The sequence below is a fragment of the Flavobacterium fontis genome, from assembly GCF_900129405.1.
Lineage (GTDB): Bacteria > Bacteroidota > Bacteroidia > Flavobacteriales > Flavobacteriaceae > Flavobacterium > Flavobacterium fontis.
On the sequence record NZ_FQVQ01000004.1, the window covers coordinates 155,228 to 173,507 of the forward strand.

The following is an 18,280-nucleotide window of genomic DNA, read 5'->3' on the forward strand; positions in this document are numbered from 1 at the left end:
AAAGGGATAAAATAATTTATTAGCTATTTTTGACGAAATAATATGTAAGTTTGCCCGTCAAAAATCGGACCACATTTTTACAAAAATAGCATTAATCCTGTTGCGTACCAAGATATTTTATATCGTTTTATTAGCCGTTTTCCTAACATGGGGAAGCTCAAGCAGCTATGGTCAGGTAACTAGTTCAAATTCACCGACTCCCAACGAAAAATTAATCAAAGTTACCCCATCCGATTCGACATTCAAAAGCAAGAAATACTTAGAAAGTATCGTTGAATATTACGGAAAATCCTATGTGAAGTTTGACCAAAAAAAGCAAATTATCACCATAATGGATGAGGCGGTTTTGAAGTACATGGATTACGAATTGAAGGCGGGAATTATTGTTTTTGATTATAAAAATGATGAAGTATATGCCGGTCGCTTGAAAGATACAGCGGGAAATTACATTCAATATCCCGTTTTCAAACAAGGTGCTACTGTGGTGGAACCCGACTCGATTCGGTTTAATTTCAAAACCAAAAAAGCCAAAGTTTGGAATTCGCGCACCAAACAACAAGAATTAAACATCCTCGCAGAAATCTCCAAAAAGGAAAATGACTCGGTGTACTTTATGAAGGGAGCGCGGTTTACGACCTCTGAAAATGTGGAAGATCCAGAGTACTATTTTTTGGCGCGTAAAGTAAAGTTTGTTCCCAATAAAAAAGTCGTGGTGGGATTTACCAACATGTACATTTATAATGTCCCCACTCCTATTGCGGTGCCTTTTGCTTTTTTCCCGATTACAACCAAAGCCCGCTCCGGAATTATCATTCCTGCCTACGGACAAAGTAATTCCCGCGGCTTCTTTTTACAAAATGGAGGATATTATTTTGCGTTGAGTGACCATTATGATTTGGCGCTGTTGGGCGATTATTTCACCAACGGAAGTTATGCTTTACGGGCCGAGACCAATTACTCCAAACGGTATCACTTTAACGGTACGTTTAACTTGCGTTTTGAAAATCAAATCTCTGGGGAACGCGGATTTCCTGGGTATGCCAAACAAAACATTTACAACATTCAGTGGAACCACTCGAAAGATGCTAAATCCAACCCCAGCTCGCGGTTTTCAGCTTCGGTTAACTTAGGAAGTAGCCGCTATTTTCAACAATCCTTAAACATCAACAACTTGGGGTCGCAATTGAATAATACCTTGAGTTCGTCGATTACATATTCCAAAACGTTTAATACCGAACCGCAAATTAACATTACCGCTTCGGCCACGCATACCCAAAACAACCAAACGCAACAAATTGATATGACCTTGCCCACCTTGCAAGGAAGTGTGGACCGAATTTTTCCTTTTGCACCAAAAAGTGGGGTTAAAAAAGGAATTATTCAGAACATCAATTTTCAATACAATGTCAACGGTCGTAATCAGTTTACCGTGCAGGAAGAATTTTTCTTCCGAAAAGAGATGTTCGATACGGCTCAAATCGGTATGCAACATTCGATTCCGCTACAAACCAATTTCAAATTGTTTCAGTATTTTAGTGTGACGACCTCCCTTAATTATAACGAGGTTTGGGTCAATAAAACCATACGTAAAGACTTCAATGTTACAACCAACGAAGTAGTTACCACACAAGTTAGAGGTATCGATGCGTTTCGAACCTATTCCATCAATAATTCTGTAGGAACCACCATTTACGGGAATTTTAAATTTAAAGGCGAGGGTCGACTCAAAGCTATTCGTCATACGATTCGCCCCACGCTGACTCACTCGTATACCCCTGGATTTGACCAATATTACGACAATTACGTTTCCAATAGTGCGGGAACGGTATTGCGGTATACCCGATTTGAAAGTGGAATTTATGGCGCTCCTTCCAATTCCTTATCCAACGCCTTGGATTTATCCATTGTAAATGTTTTGGAAGCAAAAGTTCGCGATCGAGATTCAACCAAAACAGAATTAAAAAAGATTTTTTTATTGAATAATCTTACTGTAGGTACGCGCTATAATTTTGCAGCCCCTACTTTTCGTTTGGGAACGTTCAACATGACAGGAGGGACATCCTTATTTAAGGAAAAAATGAGTGTTAACTTTGCTGCTGTTTTTGACCCCTATCAATTGGATGCTTCCAACGTACGGGTAGAGCGATTTTTATGGGACAATGGCGGCTTTTTGCGCATGACAAGTGCCAATGTAACCATAAATTACACCTTCAACAGCACGGGTGAGGCGCCCAAAGAAAATGTGCAAGGATTGCGCAACGGCGGACGAGGAGACAATTTGTTCGGGGCCAATGAAGAAATCAATCGCATGGAAGATAAGGTGGAAAAAGAGGACACCTTTGCTGGCTTTTACAAGTCGATTATTCCATGGGATATTAATTTAGCTTATGCCCTCACCTATTCCAATGATAAAGGCCAAAATGAAATTACGGGCAATTCGTTAATGATTGCAGCCAATACGACGCTCACTTCCAAATGGACTTTGGGGGTTTCAACGGGGTATGACTTTAAAAATAACGGTATTGTTGCTACGAACTTACGCATCAACAGAGACCTTGACAGTTGGAGTATGAACTTCAATTGGAGTCCATTTGGCTTGAATCAATTTTGGGGCTTTTTCATCGGAATCAAGTCAGGAATGTTGAGTGACATCAAGTGGGATAAAAATTCACAACCGGATCGAACCTTACGTTAATATGAAAAAAATCATTTTTACAACAAACGCACCTGCTCCTATTGGCCCTTACAATCAAGCGGTGTTGGTAGGCAATACATTGTATACATCGGGTCAAATTGCGCTCCACCCCGAAACGGGCGAATTGGTCCTTACGGATATCGAAACTGAGACCCAGCAAGTTATGGAAAACATGAAAGCCGTTTTGGCTGCTGCGGAAATGGATTTTTCACACGTGGTTAAAACTACCATTTTCATCATGAACATGGGAGATTTTGCGCGCATCAATGCGGTGTATGGACGTTATTTTGACGAAAAAACAGCGCCTGCTCGTGAAACCGTTCAAGTGGCTTGTTTGCCCAAAAATGTCAATGTGGAAATCTCCATGATTGCTATCAAATAACCTTATTTCCGTAACGTTTCCACCAAACGTTTTGCCGTTGCTTCATTGGTCACAAGAGGAACATTATGAACGTCGCAAATGCGAATAAGCATGTTGATGTCGGCTTCATGTGCGTGACTGGATGCAGGGTCTTTAAAAAACAACACCATTTGTGTTTTCCCCTCGGCAACACGAGCCGCAATTTGTGCATCACCCCCCATGGGTCCCGACAAATAGCGTTTCACCTTAAATCCAGCGGCTATTGCTTTACTTCCTGTAGTTCCCGTAGCAATGATTTTGACTCCTTCTTGTTGCAATAAAGCTTTGTTTTCGTTTAAAAACTGAACCATATCGGCTTTCTTCCCGTCGTGGGCAATAATGGCAATTTCCATAGGTATTTATTTTGCATAAAAAAACTCCAAATAAATGGAGTTTTAAAGTGAATTGTTATTTGTTTAAAATGTGATAGGCAATTAATCCGTCAATTGGACGTCGCAAAACATTTCCAATTTGAATATTGTAGCGACTTAAAATGGCGGTGAGTTCTTCTTTTAAATAGAAGGCGATTGAACCGACAAAGTGAACCGGAATCGTAGTATGTTGCGGGTATTGCATGATATAATTTTCAACAAAATCAACCATTTCCATCTCAATATACTTTTGACAGAACGGATGGTCTTTATGTTTAATCAAGAACTTTGCAAAGGTTGCCAAATAGGCATTCGGATTGGGTTCTTTGTACAGATTATGTTTGATATAATCGGGATCAACATTGTATTCCTCTTCAAACTCAAGCGCCAATTCTTTAGGCATTTTGTTGAAATAGTATCCGCGAATCAAATGGCGTCCAAAACGATTCCCCGAACAGTCGTCCATGGCGATATACCCGAGGGATTGTACTTTTTGATGCAAGACTTTACCGTCAAAATAACTGCAATTGGATCCAGTTCCTAAAATACACACTATAGCCTCTTCATCTTTGGGCGTGGTGGCATAAACGGCGGCATACGTATCTTCATACACCGATACAATGGCTTGGGTAAAGTAACCTTTAAAAACCTCCGTTAAAAAATCCTTCATACGGTCGGTACCACAGCCAGCGCCATAAAAGTACAAATGGGTAGCTTTGTCTTTGTTGTGGGAAATGTCGAACTTATCCTCTAAACGATCGATAATTTCGTCCTTGTCCAAAACTTCAGGATTTAAGCCCAAAGATTGGGTAGTAAACAAAACTTTACCACTTTCATCAATAGCTATCCAATCGGCTTTGGTTGATCCACTATCTACTAATAATTTCATAGGTTTGGGTTTGGTTAGTCGCAAAAAATCCCGAAAGGTTTACCGCGCAAACACTTTCGGGATTTTAAAGTTATAATGCAGCAATATGTACTGCTAAATCAATCAACTTGCTTGAGTATCCGTACTCATTGTCGTACCAAGATACCAATTTGAAGAAGGTCGAATTCAATCCGATACCCGCTTTCGCATCAACTACCGATGTACGTGAATCGCCAACAAAATCTTGTGACACAACATCATCTTCGGTAAAGCCAAGAATACATTTCATTTCATTTTCTGAAGCTTTCTTCAACACCGCCATGATTTCCTCATACGACGTTTCTTTGGCTACTTTTACCGTTAAATCCACTACTGAAACGTCAACCGTTGGAACACGGAACGACATCCCGGTAAGCTTACCATTCAACGAAGGAATAACTTTTCCAACCGCTTTGGCCGCCCCTGTCGACGAAGGAATGATGTTTACACTGGCTGCACGTCCACCACGCCAATCTTTACGTGAGGGTCCGTCAGCAGTCATTTGTGTTGACGTTGTCGCGTGTACCGTCGTCATTAATCCTTCGACAATACCGAAATTGTCATGGATTACTTTGGCTAAAGGTGCCAAACAGTTGGTTGTACAGGAAGCATTTGAAACTACCAAATCGGTAGATTTAACTTCTGTATGGTTTACGCCCATAACAAACATGGGAGCATCGGCTGAAGGTGCTGAAATGATTACTTTTTTGGCGCCTCCTTTCAAGTGCGCACTCGCCGTTTCAACTGTAGTGAAGAAACCGGTACATTCGGCAACCACATCTACCCCTAATTCATCCCACTGAATCAATGCAGGATCCTTTTGTGCGGTTACACGGATGTATTTATCGTTAACATACAATTTTCCGTCTCTAACGTCTACCGTTCCATTGAAACGTCCGTGTACTGAGTCATATTTTAACAAATACGCCAAATGGTCAACATCTAAAAGATCGTTGATGGCTACAACTTCTACATTATCTCTATTATAGGTTTCTCTAAAAACGATACGACCAATACGACCGAAACCGTTTATTCCCAATTTCACTTTAGACATTTTCTCTTTATTTATGATTTAAACTTGATTATTTACAATTTAGATGGTCATGATATCGGACACGCGTACCAATTCCAAATCGATTTCGGTATGTCCTTTAATCGCTTGTTCCAAAGGAGTGAGTGCAACTTTATCATTGAGTAAGCCCACCATAAAATTGGACTTCCCTTCCAATAGTGATTCGACTGCTTTGACGCCCAAGCGCGAGGCAAGAACTCGATCAAAACACGAAGGTGAACCGCCGCGTTGCATGTGTCCCAATACAGAAACACGCACATCGTATTCAGGCATATTTTGTTCGACATAATCTTTTAATTCAAAGACATTTTTACCGATTTTATCCCCTTCAGCGACCACTACAATGGAAGAAGATTTTCCCGATAACTTGCTGCGTCGTAACGATTCCAGCAGACGCTCCAATCCCAAATCTTCTTCGGGAATAAGAATTTCTTCGGCTCCTGCACCGATTCCCGCATTTAACGCAATGTGACCGGCATCACGCCCCATCACTTCCACAAAAAACAAACGGTTATGGGAACTGGCGGTATCGCGAATTTTATCAATTACTTCAACAACGGTATTTAAAGCTGTATCGTAACCCAACGTGTGGCTAGTTCCGAAAATATCGTTATCAATCGTTCCTGGAATTCCGATTACAGGGATTTTATATTCTTTATTAAAGACTTCAGCCCCCGTGAACGAACCGTCTCCACCGATGACAACCAAGGCTTCAATACCCGCTTCTTTCAAATTCTCATACGCTTTGGCTCTTCCCTCCGCTGTCATGAATTCTTTAGAACGGGCCGATTTCAAAATAGTTCCGCCTTTGTTGACGATATTGTGTACCGAACGTGGTCCCATTTCTTTAAAATCGCCTTCAATCATCCCCTGATACCCGCGGTATATCCCCATACAATCCACATTGTAATAGGCACAAGCACGCACTACCGAGCGAATGGCCGCATTCATTCCAGGAGAATCCCCCCCGGAGGTCAGCACTCCAATCTTTTTTATTCTTTTTGACATATTCCTCACTTTAATATTGTAAAATTAGCAAACCTGTAGGATATAGAACAGGACGTTTTTACCGATTTCACAAAATCGACAAACTTCAAACGATTTCGTTGATAAGTTTACGGTTTTTTAAATAAAAGGACGCGAATTTATCAATGCCGCGTTAATCATCGTGAGGAACGGCCTCTTGATTGGGTTTGGGCGATTCTTGCGATTTTTCTTTTTTCTCTTTGCCCGTTTCCATATCGATATAGTCGGGTAGATGGCCCGAATCAGAGGGTAAATCGTGGGAAGCCGATTCGACTTGCACTGCTTTCTTACCAAAGATTTTTTTAATCAATTCATTAAACGTATCAAAGTCCACTTCATACGACACCCCCGCGCCTTGCGTATATCCGACGCCTTGACCGATATAATTGATGTCATTTTCACGGTTGAAGACCCGTAAATTCAAGGTTCCATCTTCATTGACACGATACAGCGCTTCAAAATTACCTACGATCGCCGTTTGCGAAACACCGCCTGTAGGTACACCGACTCGACCGTTGATGGTTATTCGGTCATTGATTTGGGTTGTAATATTGGCTACCAAACGACCGTCGGTAGGCGTTAAAGCGGTACGGTCAGCTTGACTGTAGGTCACATCGAGGATAAATTTTCCTTCCTTATCATTGAACAAATCGCCAAACAAGGCACCTGCTTTTTCATAAAAACTGTTGGTGATTTGGGATTGACTCAAACCCTCGGGACTCAAAAATCCACCTGTCGACAAAAGGTAGAGCGCTTGCGTTTGTCGCGTATCACGGTCGCTGAGTTTGGTTTCGATTTCGGAGCGCATGACCGAACTCACGTTGGGGAAGTTAATGGCAAAATCGGGTTCAGGAGCCAAAACCGTTCCTTTTAAGGAAATAACAACATCTACGGGAATTTTTCGGTTGAACGAAGCATTTTCCACCAAAACAGCGGGATTGGCTGTAATGTTTTGTGAAACAGCTTCCAAATTCAATTGAGCGCGGTACGGATTGCCTTCCCATACAATGGAGCCAAATCGTTTTACCTTAAACTTTTTATCGATCAAACCGCCGTATTTAAAGTTATAGTAACCATCCCACACTTGAAAGTCGCCCGTCATTTCAAACTTACCTAGCGTATTGATATTCATAAATAAGGTTCCTACCCCTGTTCCGCGCATACCGTGTTTGGATTCGCGATTCAAAATCACTTCAATGTTGGCCACGGGTGTAATATTGAACTCAAAATTCATTTGCAAACCGTTGTAATTACGAATGAACTCAGCATCTCTTGGTGTTTCGCCATTTTTCTCTTGTCGTGTTAAAAAATGGATGTAGTTATTCTCCGAGACCGCATCGGCGTCATTGATAGGAATTTTTATGTCGGTCCCTTTTTGTGAGGTAGCCACCACATCAATTTCCAAACCGTCGGTAGGGCCTTTAATTGTGGCCGAACCATCGATGAAAGCGGTTCCAAAATAAGCGGCGTCTTCTTTATCTTGGGTATCTAAAGCCAAAATTCTATTGGACGCAATGTTTAAATCCAATTCCCAATTCCCAAATTGCTTGTGGCGCACAAAACCTTGTAAGGTTCCTTCGGTATTGTATTTGGAATCCAAAATTCGGGTGCGTTGAATGATAAAACGGTCCTGCGTTACATCGACAATCGAATTGGGTTGCATTTCGTAATCGACATTCAAATACGGAATGGTAACTCCGGCTTCATCCACAAACAAGCGCCCGTTGTAATCTACATTGTTGATGTTTCCATCGATTCGAGCATTTCCTGAAACAAATCCGCGAATCTTGGTCAAAACGTCTCCGCCCAAATGATCGAGTACTCCCAGATTGAACTTCTGAAAGTTTAAATCCAAGTCCACAAACGTTTCTCCCGCTTGGGTTCTCAAATTCCCATCGGCGGTAAACGATCGGAAAAGTTCGTTTTCTATGGTAGAATGGATGTCAAAGCGGCTAAAATCTTCGTTTCCTTTGATTTGTAAATTCAAATCGCCCAACACATTCTCGTTGACCAATAACTCATCGATGGCTACTTGTGCCGTGGGTTGATACACAGCATCCTTTTGCTTGATATTTACGGCTCCGTTAACCTTACCTTCAAACACAAATTGCGGAACATCGGGCGTAATTTTGTTCAAATTGACATCGTGAAACGTGAGTTGTAAATCCTTACTTTTTTGCGCATCATTGATTGATCCACTCAGGGACATGAATTCATTTTCGTGCGAAATGAGCAAGTCGTCAAAGCGGAAGTTGTTTAAATTTTTATCAAAAACAATCCGATTTTTTTCGTCATCGTTGCTATTGATATACCACAAATAGTCTTTGAACATGACTTCTGATTTTCTAAAACCAATCACGTTATTTTTTTGGGCATCTATGGTGTGGTAGAGGTTTAAATTGTAAAAGTCGTTTCCTTTTTCGCCGCCTTTAAACTCGGTTCGGAAAGCAAGAGTGTCTTTGGCAGTTGTGTTTATCAATGAAAAATCACGAATCTTGTAATACTTCGTTTTTAGTGAATCCAATTGAACATAGGTATTGTACAACGGATTTTTATTATCGATCTCCAGTAAAAAATTATCCAAATGATTGCCAAAGACATCAACCGTTTTGGAGGTTAAATCCATTTTAAAATCGTTCTCATCACTGCGAATAACCCCGCTCAAACGCGCATCTTCACTGAACGAAATTTCGGGGTTGATGATTTCAATAATTTTGTGAAACTCTACAAAATCAAACTTCACATACTGCCCTTTTTTGAGCGTATTAGGTCGGTAATTGGCATACAGACTTCCCAAAGAATTTTCGACCATTTTGGCAATTTGTGCAAACTCAAATTTGCCTTGAATTTTACCATTGATTTCGTTGGGCGAATATAAAGTGACCACATGCTCGTTTTCACTATTAAATGACGAGTTTAGCGTGAGGTAATCAAAAAAGTATTGGTCTTTGCGATTGATGTACGAGGCGTTGGTCAATACTAAATCACCTTTCATAGTATCAATAGAACTCCCCGTTATTTTGGTCACGATATCGCCGCGAAAAACAGCAACGTCATCCTTTGAAAAATTCAAACGTTTCAAATTGGCATAATCCACTCGGGCATGAAAATCATAAACATTTTCCTTTTTACTTAAGTCTACAATCCCATCGAAATCAAAAAATAAGTTGGGGTCGTTTACATTAATTTTACCTTTAAAATAGGGCTTTTTGAAATTTCCGTTAGCGAGAATATTTTGGTAGGTATAACCATTATACTCCATACTTTGCACCCCTCCCGAAAAACGAATATCCAAGTATTTTTCTATAAATCCTTTTCCATCCACGGTTACATTAAGACTTACCTTACCCAAGTCAGAACGCCCTAAAAACCGACCCAAATCAAACTGATTCATGGCCAAAACTCCCGAATAAGAAGCATTGTCGATATGGTCTATGTTGGACATCGTCAAATTGCTACTTAATTGTCCTAGCAATGTCACTAAATTAAAATCGGCTTCAATGGTTTTGGGCGTAATCTCGGCGGTACCATCCAGTTGAAATTGACCTAATTTTTGTAGTGAAGAGGGTAATTTTTTTCCCAGCACATTGGGAAGCAATGCGGTAAGATCGTCGTAATTGGAGGAAACTTTTTTGAATTTTCCTTTCATGTAAAAATCACCCTCGTTGCGTGTGGCAAATAAATTTCTAAAATTTACCGTACCTACAATTTCTGAATTCAAAAGATCGCGCAACACCAAACGCCGCGCGGTAAAATTATTAAGGGTTCCATCCAATTTACCCGAAAAATTGATGCGGTTGTTTTTTCCCATTTCGCTGTAAAAAAAGCGAATATCATTGGTGGCAATAGAGGCCAACTGGGTATTGATGTCGAAGCGAACTTTGTTGTTAAAATCAGCAAAATCTTTTCGTTCATACCGAAGAATGATATCGCCTTTAAAATGCGACTCTGCTGTTTTTAAGTCTGTTTTTTCTAACCGAATATTTTGCTTAGTATAGGTAAATTGTGTCTCCATTTGGGTGACATCCAAGCCACGGTGATCATGAAAAGCCATCCGATCGACATGGGTGTAAACGTTGGGACCTTTTATTTTAAAATCGGACAACACCGCATTAATTCGCGTAAAGTCAACGTCTTTAGGAACTTTTCGATTGTAATCCGTCATTCGGAAAGTACTGTTTTTTAACGTAATCGCTTCCGCTACCATACGAAATTTGCCCGATGAAGGCTTCCCATCATCAAAGGCGGCCACAAAATCATCCAAATTGGTATCGCGCTTTCCTTTGGGCGTTTTTACATCCAATAGCAGTTGATCTACCTCCATTTTACCAAAATAAAGATTGCCATCCATCAGGGATTTAACATCCGATAACGTAGTGCGAATACGTTGGGCAAAAATCAAGGTATCTTGGGTCGTGTCGCGAACAATCACCTCTTTCAGTTGAACGCCGCCAAAAACAGTAATCTCAACGCGATTAACCTGGATGTTGGTTCCGTAATCACGATTAATTTGTTCGGTAAAATACTGAGCAATACGCGTTTGTACCACAGGAAGTGAGAGTGCGATAGCCGCAAAAATCAACAAAAGGAGCAACGCCAAAAGTGTACGAAGTACAATCTTCCGAATCTTTTTTCTGCGTGTATTTGTTTTTTTCTCTTCCAAAATGAGGGTTACGAATGGTCTAAATACGAAAAAGCGTACCTTTGCAAAGGTGTAAAAATACAGGATTTACGCTGTTGAAACCAAATTTAAACAAAAATTGTGCCTGATGTCTCAAGGTCCTATTTATATTTTAGCGTTGGAGAGTTCGTGCGATGATACGGCGGCGGCGGTGTTGCAAGATACCACGGTACTTTCAAATGTTGTCGCGCGGCAACACATCCATGAGGAATATGGGGGCGTTGTGCCTGAACTGGCGTCTCGTGCCCACCAGCAAAACATTGTTCCTGTCGTTGATGTTGCGCTCAAAAAAGCAGGCATCACCCGCGAACAATTGCATGCTATTGCTTTTACGCAAGGTCCCGGATTGATGGGGTCGCTTTTGGTGGGAACGTCCTTTGCCAAATCGATGGCCATGGGATTGAACATTCCATTATTGGCAGTAAACCACATGCATGCCCATATTTTGGCACATTTCATTACCGAAGAAGGTTATGACATTCCCGAGTTTCCCTTTTTGGCTTTGACCATATCGGGAGGACATACGCAGATTGTGCAGGTAAATGACTTTTTTGATTTAAAAGTTATTGGCGAAACCACCGATGATGCTGTGGGCGAAGCTTTTGATAAATCGGCAAAAATATTAGGATTGCCTTATCCCGGAGGGCCATTGATTGACCAATGGGCAAAAGAGGGCAATCCAAAACGTTTTCCTTTTACGCGGCCCAAAGTAGACGGGCTCAACTTTAGTTTCTCGGGATTGAAGACGCAAATATTGTATTTTATTCAAAAAAATACAGCCATCAACTCCAACTTTATAGAGGAAAACAAGGCCGACATTTGTGCTTCTATACAACATATTATCATTGCCATCCTGATGGAAAAATTGGAAATGGCCGTGGCGCAAACGGGAATTTCTCAAATTGCGATTGGAGGCGGGGTTTCGGCCAACTCCGGTATTCGTCAAGCATTGGTTGAGGCGCGTACGCAGAAAGGTTGGAAAACATTTATTCCCAAGTTTGAATACACCACCGACAACGCCGCTATGATTGGCATTGTTGGATATTATCGCTATTTGAATCAACACTACGCCTCGCGCGATGTAGTAGCCAAAGCACGCATTCCGTTTTAACTATGCAATTGTTTTATAATTCAACGCTGACTCCCGAAACAAAAACCTTTACGTTTGACCGTGAAGAAAGTCGACATATCATTAAAGTTCTACGAAAAAAAGAAGGCGATAGCATTCATGTTACCAACGGTTTAGGCAATTTATTTCACACCAAAATAACATTGGCCTCTGACCATAAATGCACGGTTGAAATTGTGGAGTGTACGTATCAAAAACCAGCCTCATACCGATTGCATTTGGCCGTAGCGCCTACCAAAATGAATGAACGTTACGAATGGTTTTTGGAAAAAGCAACCGAAATTGGCATCCATACCATCACACCTATTCTTTGCGATCATTCGGAACGAACCGTATTCAAAACCGAGCGGATGGAAAAAATCATCGTTGCCGCCATGAAGCAGTCCAATCAATTGTATGTCCCTGAATTGCAAGCGCCTATCCCCTTTTCAACCTTTATACAAGCTCCTTTTTCAGGTCAAAAATTTATAGCGCATTGCGAGGAAAGCCAACGTCAATCCTTACAAGAAGCCCTGAAAACACAAGAGGATGTGCTGATTTTAATCGGACCCGAAGGCGATTTTTCTGTTAAAGAAATTGAAAGTGCTTGTGCAAAAGGTTTTGTTCCAATAACTTTGGGTAATACACGACTTCGAACAGAAACGGCTGCTGTTGTTGCCTGTCATAGTGTGGTGTTTAAAAATGAATGGTATGAGAATAAATAGTTTTCTTTTTTGCTTTTTGATCAGTGCCTTGGGGTGGTCGCAAGCCAACGTTATTTTTAAAGATCGGAATTATTTTGAAGCACAAAATGAAGCCCGAGAAAAGAACAAACCGCTCGTGGTGATGTTTTATGCCAATTGGTGTGAACATTGCAAAAAAATGAAAAGTTCGGTTTTACAGGATACCGATGTCGTGCTATTTTATGCGCAAAATTATATTACCGTAGCTATTGACGCCGAGAGTGATGCGGGAAGTGCTTTGAAGCAAAAATTTAAAAATGATTGTAAGGTGCGCTCCTATCCTACCTTTGCGTATTTTTCTTCAAAAGAAGTCTACTGGGGTGGATTTTCAGGGGAAATGAAAAAAGAAAGTTTTATTGAAGAAGGCACTAAATTGTTGCAACCCGAAAATCAATTGCCCCAACTCAAAGCAGCGTTCGAAGCCAATGTGAATAATCCAGAGGCGTGTTTAAAATACATCGCTTCCATTCGAAAAGCCGGATTTGATGCGACTACGATTACACAACGCTATCTCAAAACCGTTCCCAAAGAAAATTTATTTACCGAATTAAATTGGCGCATTATAGCCAATGGAATCAATACGGTAGAAGCTCCCGAATTTCAGTGGATCATCGACTATCAAAAAGAATTTGGGCAAGCGGCTAGTCCACAGCGGGTTGAGAAAAAAATTATTTACACCGTGCAAGACAACCTACGAAGTGCAGCCGACGCGTTGGATACCCTAAATTATCGCAAAAAAAGAGTTTTTGTTGAGAAAATTCAGTTGCGAAAAACCGATTCGCTATTGTACAAATACGACACACAATTGTATGCCAGTATACAAGATTGGAAACGCTACCAACAGGTTACATTAGAAAAAACAGATACCTTTGCCGCCAAAGATGCCAACCAATTGATAGAAAATGCTTCGGTGTATTTGAATTACATCCAACAGCCCGATGCGTTACGAAAGGCAATTACTTGGGTCGATAAAGCCATTGCGCTAAGTGAAAACGCCGAAAAACATTTGGTAAAAGCCAAATTATACCTCAAATTGAAAGATAGAACGCAAGCGCTTCAAGCGGCCGAAACCGCCAAAAAATGGTCGGAACAAATGGGTTGGAGCAGTTCAGAAAGCGATACCATCATCAAGGAAATAAAAGCTGCCAAACTATGAAATATCTAATACTAGGTTTGTGTTTACTCGCCAATTTGAGTAGCCCCGCTCAAGAAATTGCCTTGTTAAAATACAGTGGCGGAGGAGACTGGTATGCCAATCCCACCGCTTTACCCAATTTAATTCGGTATTGCAACAGTTCGTTGAACACCAAAATAAAGACCAAACCGGCAACTGTAGAACCCTCGAGTCCCGATTTATTTTCCTATCCTTTTGTGCACATGACTGGACACGGCAATGTGGTGTTCAGTCCCGCAGATATTGCAAATCTTCGTAATTATTTGCTTTCTGGTGGATTTTTACACATTGATGACAATTACGGGATGGATGAGTTTATACGGAAAGAAATCAAGCGTTTATTTCCTGAAAAAAACTTGGTAGAACTGCCCGCCAATCACCCGATTTTTCAAGGTCCTAACCTATTTGCCTCCGGACTGCCCAAAATTCACGAACACGACGGTAAACGTCCACAAGCGTTTGGGATATTTGAAAACAATCGTTTGGTACTATTGTATACCTTTGAATGTGATTTAGGCGACGGTTGGGAAGATGCCGATGTGCACAACGACCCCAAAGAGGTTCGCGAAAAAGCACTGAAAATGGGGGCGAATTTAATTCACTACGTTTTCAATAACTAAAACTAACGAACAAAATCACAACCCTATGACCCCTTCCAAAACTATCGCTCTCGGTATTCTTCAGGCGCTCGCTGTTATTGTATTGGTGGGCTTGGGATTGTATTTCATCTATTGCATTCAGGCCGTAATTGTTTACCTTTTGGTATCGATTGTCATGGCCTTGATTGCCAATCCCATAGTGGAGTTTTTACGCCGAAGATTAAAGTTTGGAAATACGTTTGCGGTAGCCTTCACCTTGACGTTGTTTGTGCTTTTACTCGTGGGGTTAATTTCGTTATTCATTCCGCTTATTGTTACCCAAGGCAACAAACTCTCCTTACTGGATGCCCATGCCATTGAAATACGGTTGATGGCGCTTTACCAACAAGTGGACACCTATTTACATCAACACAATATGGATTTGGATGGATTGATCAAACAGTCCGATATCACCTCCAAACTCAAGTTTAATTCCATAACCGATTTTCTAAATGGAATCATCAATACGGTAAGTAGTCTCAGTATTGGCCTAGTATCGGTGTTTTTCATCACATTTTTCTTTTTAAAAGATAAGGTGCAATTTTTAGTTGGCGCCAAATATGTATTGCCCGAAAAACATCAAGAACCCATTTTAGAATCGGTGGATAAAATTCGTGAATTACTTAGCCGGTATTTTATTGGACTCATCATTCAGCTGACCATTGTCTGCATTTTATACTTGATTGTACTCCTTATTTTTGATGTTGAAAATGCCTTTGTTATTGCGTTTTTGTGTGCATTACTGAATATTATTCCCTATGTTGGACCAATGATTGGAACCGGTATTGCAGGTATATTGACGATGCTTTCCAACATCAATGCCGATTTTTCAACAGTGACCTTACCCACCACCCTTTACGTTTTAATCGGATTTTCAATTGTTCAAATGATTGATAACAACATCACCTCGCCCATCATTTTTTCGAAAAGCGTTAGATCGCATCCGCTAGAAATATTCTTGGTGGTTTTGATTGCGGGTATTCTATTTGGCATCATGGGGATGATTATTGCGGTTCCTACTTTTACCATTGTGAAAATCATTGCCAAAACCTTTTTCCCAGAGGCCAATATCGTGCGTCAAATGACCAAGAACCTGTAACGATGATCGATCATTCGCTTTTGGAACCTGAAGTGCAAGACTTCATCAATGCCCATGTAAACACCCCCGTCTCGGTATTGGCGTTGCAAAAAAATCCGTTCCCACACCTCGATTACAAACGCATTTTACAACAAATTGAATCCAAAGCCAAAGCGGCCCAAAAATTACCTACATGGTTTACCACTCCCCTGTGTTTGTATCCGTCTAAAATTTCGATAGAGCAAACCTCCTCCGAAATTACGGCTTCTTATAAAGCGCAAACGATTCATGGAGCAAGCCTCATCGACCTTACGGGAGGTTTTGGCGTAGATGCTTACTATTTTGCACAACATTTTCAATCGGTGGTTCATTGCGAACACGATGCCCAATTGTCAGCCATGGTAGCGCATAACAGTAGCACCATGGGGGTCCATAATCTTACCTTTGTTTCAGGCGATGGTTTGGACTTTTTACGAAAAAGCAATACCCGTTTTGATTGGCTTTACCTCGACCCGTCGCGACGTCATGAAGAAAAAGGAAAAGTGTTTTTCTTGAGCGATTGTGCGCCCAATGTGCCCGAACTGGTAGATGAATATTTTGAGTATACCGATCAAATACTAATTAAAACAGCACCTCTTTTGGATATTACCGCTGCACTTCACGAACTAAAGTATGTGTCGGAGGTACAAGTGATTGCGGTTCAAAATGAAGTAAAAGAGTTGTTGTTTTACCTGCGAAAAAACACTGCTAACCCCCTACAAATTACGGCCGTTACTTTGTTTAAAACAGATAACGCCTCGTTGTTTACCCATGAATTTGGGTTGCGTGTTCCCGTCGAACTTGCAGCACCTCAAAGTTATTTATATGAGCCCAATGCTGCCTTGATGAAATCGGGGGGCTATGATGTCTTGGCGCATCAATTGGGGCTAAAAAAACTACATGTCCACACACATTTATTTACCGCTACAGCGCTTATCGACTATCCGGGACGACGCTTTCAAATACGCCGTGTTTTTCCCTACCAAAAAGCAACAATGAAATCACTGATCGGAAAGAAAGGCCATGTAGCCACTCGTAACTTCCCAGAAAGTGTCGCTGAATTACGCAAAAAATGGAAAATTGCCGACGGCGGTGCAAGCTATTGGTTTTTTGTAACTTTAGAAAAAGGAGAGAAAGTGGTCTTGGAAACAACGAAAATCGGCGATTAAGGACAATCCCATTTAAAGTTGGCTAACGGATCCTTGAGGGAACCCGCTAGATTATAATGCCACCATTCCGACTTGAAGGCTCTAAAATTATGGCGCAACATCACTTCTTTTAGAAAGGTGCGATTGGCTTTGACTTTGGGCGGTAAATTTGCATAGGCGTGTGCCGCTTCGGGACCAAAATGATCAAAGGAAGTTCCCATATCCAATTCGTTTCCCTCTTTGTCTACCAGTGTGATATCGACGGCTCCTCCTCGATTGTGAATGGAACCGCGTTTAGGGTCGGCGACATAGTCTGCATCGGGTAAAATGGCCCACATTTTCTTTTGAATGTCCAAAGGACGGTAGCAATCATAAATTTTAATCCGATACCCTTTTTCCAAAAACTCATTGTTGGCCTCAATTAAGTTCCGAACCGTTTTCATCCGTAGATAACATTCGGAACAGTCATAAACTGCCGTTTTCAAAAAATTATCGGAGGAAGCATATTTCATGTCAAACACAAAAAAACCTTCATAATTACGCACCCTCACAAAAGTGGTATCGTGGATGCCCTCGTAAATGGCTAACGATTTTGAATTCAAATAATTATTTTTTAAAAAATCACGATTGGAAAAAGCTTTATCCGTCGACGAGCATCCTATCAACAGCAAGCCAAGAAATCCCAAAAAACAACTGATTTTCATAGTACTACGGTAGTAAATTTCAAGCTTTGTAAGCTGTTGAAAAGTACAAAAAAAACCAATAGCAATTGAACCTTTTCAAATGTTAAATTAATTACAAAGTCGCAAGTCCCCCCTATTTTATCTATTAATTTTGCTGCACTTAAAACAAAGAAATGCAACCGATGCAATCGTTTCGTTCGTTTTTAATTTTCATCTTCAGTGCGTTGATGACCCTGTCTGTCGGGTTAAAGCACTGTGATGAAGTTTTGGACATGAGCGTCAAAAAAGCGATTGAATCTGTACAAGACACCGCGGAAGAAAATCCGATTTCCACAGCCCAACAACAAGTTCGTTTACAACAGCAAAAAGTTACCCAAAAACAGTCATGCGCTCCTGTTCAAAAGGAAAATTTGGTAGTTTTCACTTCGACCCTTTTTGCCAAAAATACGCCTTCACTGTTGCACCGTACGCAACGGTTTTTACACATTTTTCACCTTTTTTGATTCCGATTTTCGTA

General features: G+C 40.9%; 15 protein-coding genes. 9 read left to right on the forward strand and 6 right to left on the reverse strand.

Going from position 1 to position 18,280, the window contains the following annotated elements; all coding sequences use genetic code 11:
- Nucleotides 1–100 precede the first annotated feature (100 nt).
- Together BUC17_RS05255 and BUC17_RS05260 are read left to right on the forward strand one after the other, a co-directional pair.
- Nucleotides 101–2,695 carry a putative LPS assembly protein LptD gene (locus BUC17_RS05255; RefSeq protein ID WP_234977689.1) on the forward strand — a complete coding sequence of 865 codons (2,595 nt, stop codon included), beginning with the start codon at nucleotides 101–103 and terminating at the stop codon, nucleotides 2,693–2,695.
- 1 nt (nucleotide 2,696) lies between these two features.
- Nucleotides 2,697–3,077, forward strand: coding sequence for a RidA family protein (locus BUC17_RS05260; protein ID WP_073362345.1), 381 nt, complete (start codon nucleotides 2,697–2,699; stop codon nucleotides 3,075–3,077).
- A gap of 2 nt (nucleotides 3,078–3,079) precedes the next feature.
- Here the strand turns inward: BUC17_RS05260 and BUC17_RS05265 are convergent, their stop codons facing one another.
- From BUC17_RS05265 to BUC17_RS05285, 5 genes are all read right to left on the reverse strand, one after another.
- Complete coding sequence (locus BUC17_RS05265; protein ID WP_073362346.1) at nucleotides 3,080–3,448, reverse strand: methylglyoxal synthase; 369 nt, start codon at nucleotides 3,446–3,448, stop codon at nucleotides 3,080–3,082.
- Nucleotides 3,449–3,503: 55 nt separating this feature from the next.
- On the reverse strand, nucleotides 3,504–4,355 hold the full coding sequence (locus tag BUC17_RS05270; protein WP_073362348.1) for an N-acetylglucosamine kinase: 852 nt from the start codon (nucleotides 4,353–4,355) through the stop codon (nucleotides 3,504–3,506).
- 70 nt (nucleotides 4,356–4,425) lie between these two features.
- Nucleotides 4,426–5,427 (reverse strand): type I glyceraldehyde-3-phosphate dehydrogenase, encoded by a 1,002-nt coding sequence (gap, locus tag BUC17_RS05275; RefSeq protein ID WP_073362350.1) that lies wholly within the window; start codon nucleotides 5,425–5,427, stop codon nucleotides 4,426–4,428.
- A 39-nt stretch (nucleotides 5,428–5,466) separates the two neighbouring features.
- A complete protein-coding gene (gene pfkA / locus BUC17_RS05280; RefSeq protein ID WP_073362352.1) occupies nucleotides 5,467–6,453 on the reverse strand; it encodes a 6-phosphofructokinase in 987 nt (328 codons plus the stop codon).
- Between the two features lie 151 nt (nucleotides 6,454–6,604).
- Complete coding sequence (locus tag BUC17_RS05285) at nucleotides 6,605–11,134, reverse strand: translocation/assembly module TamB domain-containing protein (protein WP_143161719.1); 4,530 nt, start codon at nucleotides 11,132–11,134, stop codon at nucleotides 6,605–6,607.
- Between the two features lie 106 nt (nucleotides 11,135–11,240).
- On the opposite strand from BUC17_RS05285, the gene tsaD reads away from it, so the two are divergent.
- Genes tsaD through BUC17_RS05315 form a run of 6 tightly spaced genes read left to right on the forward strand, consistent with a single transcriptional unit; the run spans nucleotide 11,241 to nucleotide 17,101 of the window.
- Nucleotides 11,241–12,263 (forward strand): tRNA (adenosine(37)-N6)-threonylcarbamoyltransferase complex transferase subunit TsaD, encoded by a 1,023-nt coding sequence (tsaD, locus tag BUC17_RS05290; RefSeq protein ID WP_073362354.1) that lies wholly within the window; start codon nucleotides 11,241–11,243, stop codon nucleotides 12,261–12,263.
- A gap of 2 nt (nucleotides 12,264–12,265) precedes the next feature.
- Entirely contained in the window at nucleotides 12,266–12,985 is a 720-nt protein-coding gene (locus BUC17_RS05295) for a 16S rRNA (uracil(1498)-N(3))-methyltransferase (RefSeq protein WP_073362356.1), read from the forward strand.
- Entirely contained in the window at nucleotides 12,972–14,159 is a 1,188-nt protein-coding gene (locus BUC17_RS05300; protein WP_159433928.1) for a thioredoxin family protein, read from the forward strand. The genes BUC17_RS05295 and BUC17_RS05300 overlap by 14 nt, the downstream gene beginning before the upstream one ends.
- Entirely contained in the window at nucleotides 14,156–14,797 is a 642-nt protein-coding gene (locus BUC17_RS05305) for a DUF4159 domain-containing protein (protein WP_073362360.1), read from the forward strand. Before BUC17_RS05300 ends, BUC17_RS05305 begins: the two co-directional genes overlap by 4 nt.
- Nucleotides 14,798–14,822: 25 nt before the next feature.
- Nucleotides 14,823–15,914, forward strand: coding sequence for an AI-2E family transporter (locus BUC17_RS05310; RefSeq protein WP_073362362.1), 1,092 nt, complete (start codon nucleotides 14,823–14,825; stop codon nucleotides 15,912–15,914).
- Between the two features lie 2 nt (nucleotides 15,915–15,916).
- Nucleotides 15,917–17,101: a class I SAM-dependent methyltransferase gene (locus BUC17_RS05315; protein WP_073362364.1), complete on the forward strand. Its 1,185-nt coding sequence runs from the start codon at nucleotides 15,917–15,919 to the stop codon at nucleotides 17,099–17,101.
- Here BUC17_RS05315 and BUC17_RS05320 read toward each other — a convergent pair.
- A complete protein-coding gene (locus tag BUC17_RS05320) occupies nucleotides 17,098–17,682 on the reverse strand; it encodes a M15 family metallopeptidase (protein WP_073362455.1) in 585 nt (194 codons plus the stop codon). The genes BUC17_RS05315 and BUC17_RS05320 overlap by 4 nt on opposite strands.
- A 254-nt stretch (nucleotides 17,683–17,936) precedes the next feature.
- On the opposite strand from BUC17_RS05320, the gene BUC17_RS05325 reads away from it, so the two are divergent.
- A complete protein-coding gene (locus tag BUC17_RS05325; protein WP_073362366.1) occupies nucleotides 17,937–18,266 on the forward strand; it encodes a hypothetical protein in 330 nt (109 codons plus the stop codon).
- Nucleotides 18,267–18,280: the final 14 nt, after the last annotated feature.

Excerpts from the sequence above, each read along its gene's own strand:
- BUC17_RS05310 (WP_073362362.1), top strand. The coding sequence starts at position 14,823 with ATGACCCCTTCCAAAACTATCGCTCTCGGTATTCTTCAGGCGCTCGCT.
- pfkA (WP_073362352.1), bottom strand. The coding sequence starts at position 6,453 with ATGTCAAAAAGAATAAAAAAGATTGGAGTGCTGACCTCCGGGGGGGAT.
- tsaD (WP_073362354.1), top strand. The coding sequence starts at position 11,241 with ATGTCTCAAGGTCCTATTTATATTTTAGCGTTGGAGAGTTCGTGCGAT.
- BUC17_RS05305 (WP_073362360.1), top strand. The coding sequence starts at position 14,156 with ATGAAATATCTAATACTAGGTTTGTGTTTACTCGCCAATTTGAGTAGC.
- BUC17_RS05295 (WP_073362356.1), top strand. The coding sequence starts at position 12,266 with ATGCAATTGTTTTATAATTCAACGCTGACTCCCGAAACAAAAACCTTT.
- BUC17_RS05260 (WP_073362345.1), top strand. The coding sequence starts at position 2,697 with ATGAAAAAAATCATTTTTACAACAAACGCACCTGCTCCTATTGGCCCT.
- BUC17_RS05300 (WP_159433928.1), top strand. The coding sequence starts at position 12,972 with ATGAGAATAAATAGTTTTCTTTTTTGCTTTTTGATCAGTGCCTTGGGG.
- BUC17_RS05270 (WP_073362348.1), bottom strand. The coding sequence starts at position 4,355 with ATGAAATTATTAGTAGATAGTGGATCAACCAAAGCCGATTGGATAGCT.
- BUC17_RS05325 (WP_073362366.1), top strand. The coding sequence starts at position 17,937 with ATGCAACCGATGCAATCGTTTCGTTCGTTTTTAATTTTCATCTTCAGT.
- BUC17_RS05265 (WP_073362346.1), bottom strand. The coding sequence starts at position 3,448 with ATGGAAATTGCCATTATTGCCCACGACGGGAAGAAAGCCGATATGGTT.
- BUC17_RS05315 (WP_073362364.1), top strand. The coding sequence starts at position 15,917 with ATGATCGATCATTCGCTTTTGGAACCTGAAGTGCAAGACTTCATCAAT.
- gap (WP_073362350.1), bottom strand. The coding sequence starts at position 5,427 with ATGTCTAAAGTGAAATTGGGAATAAACGGTTTCGGTCGTATTGGTCGT.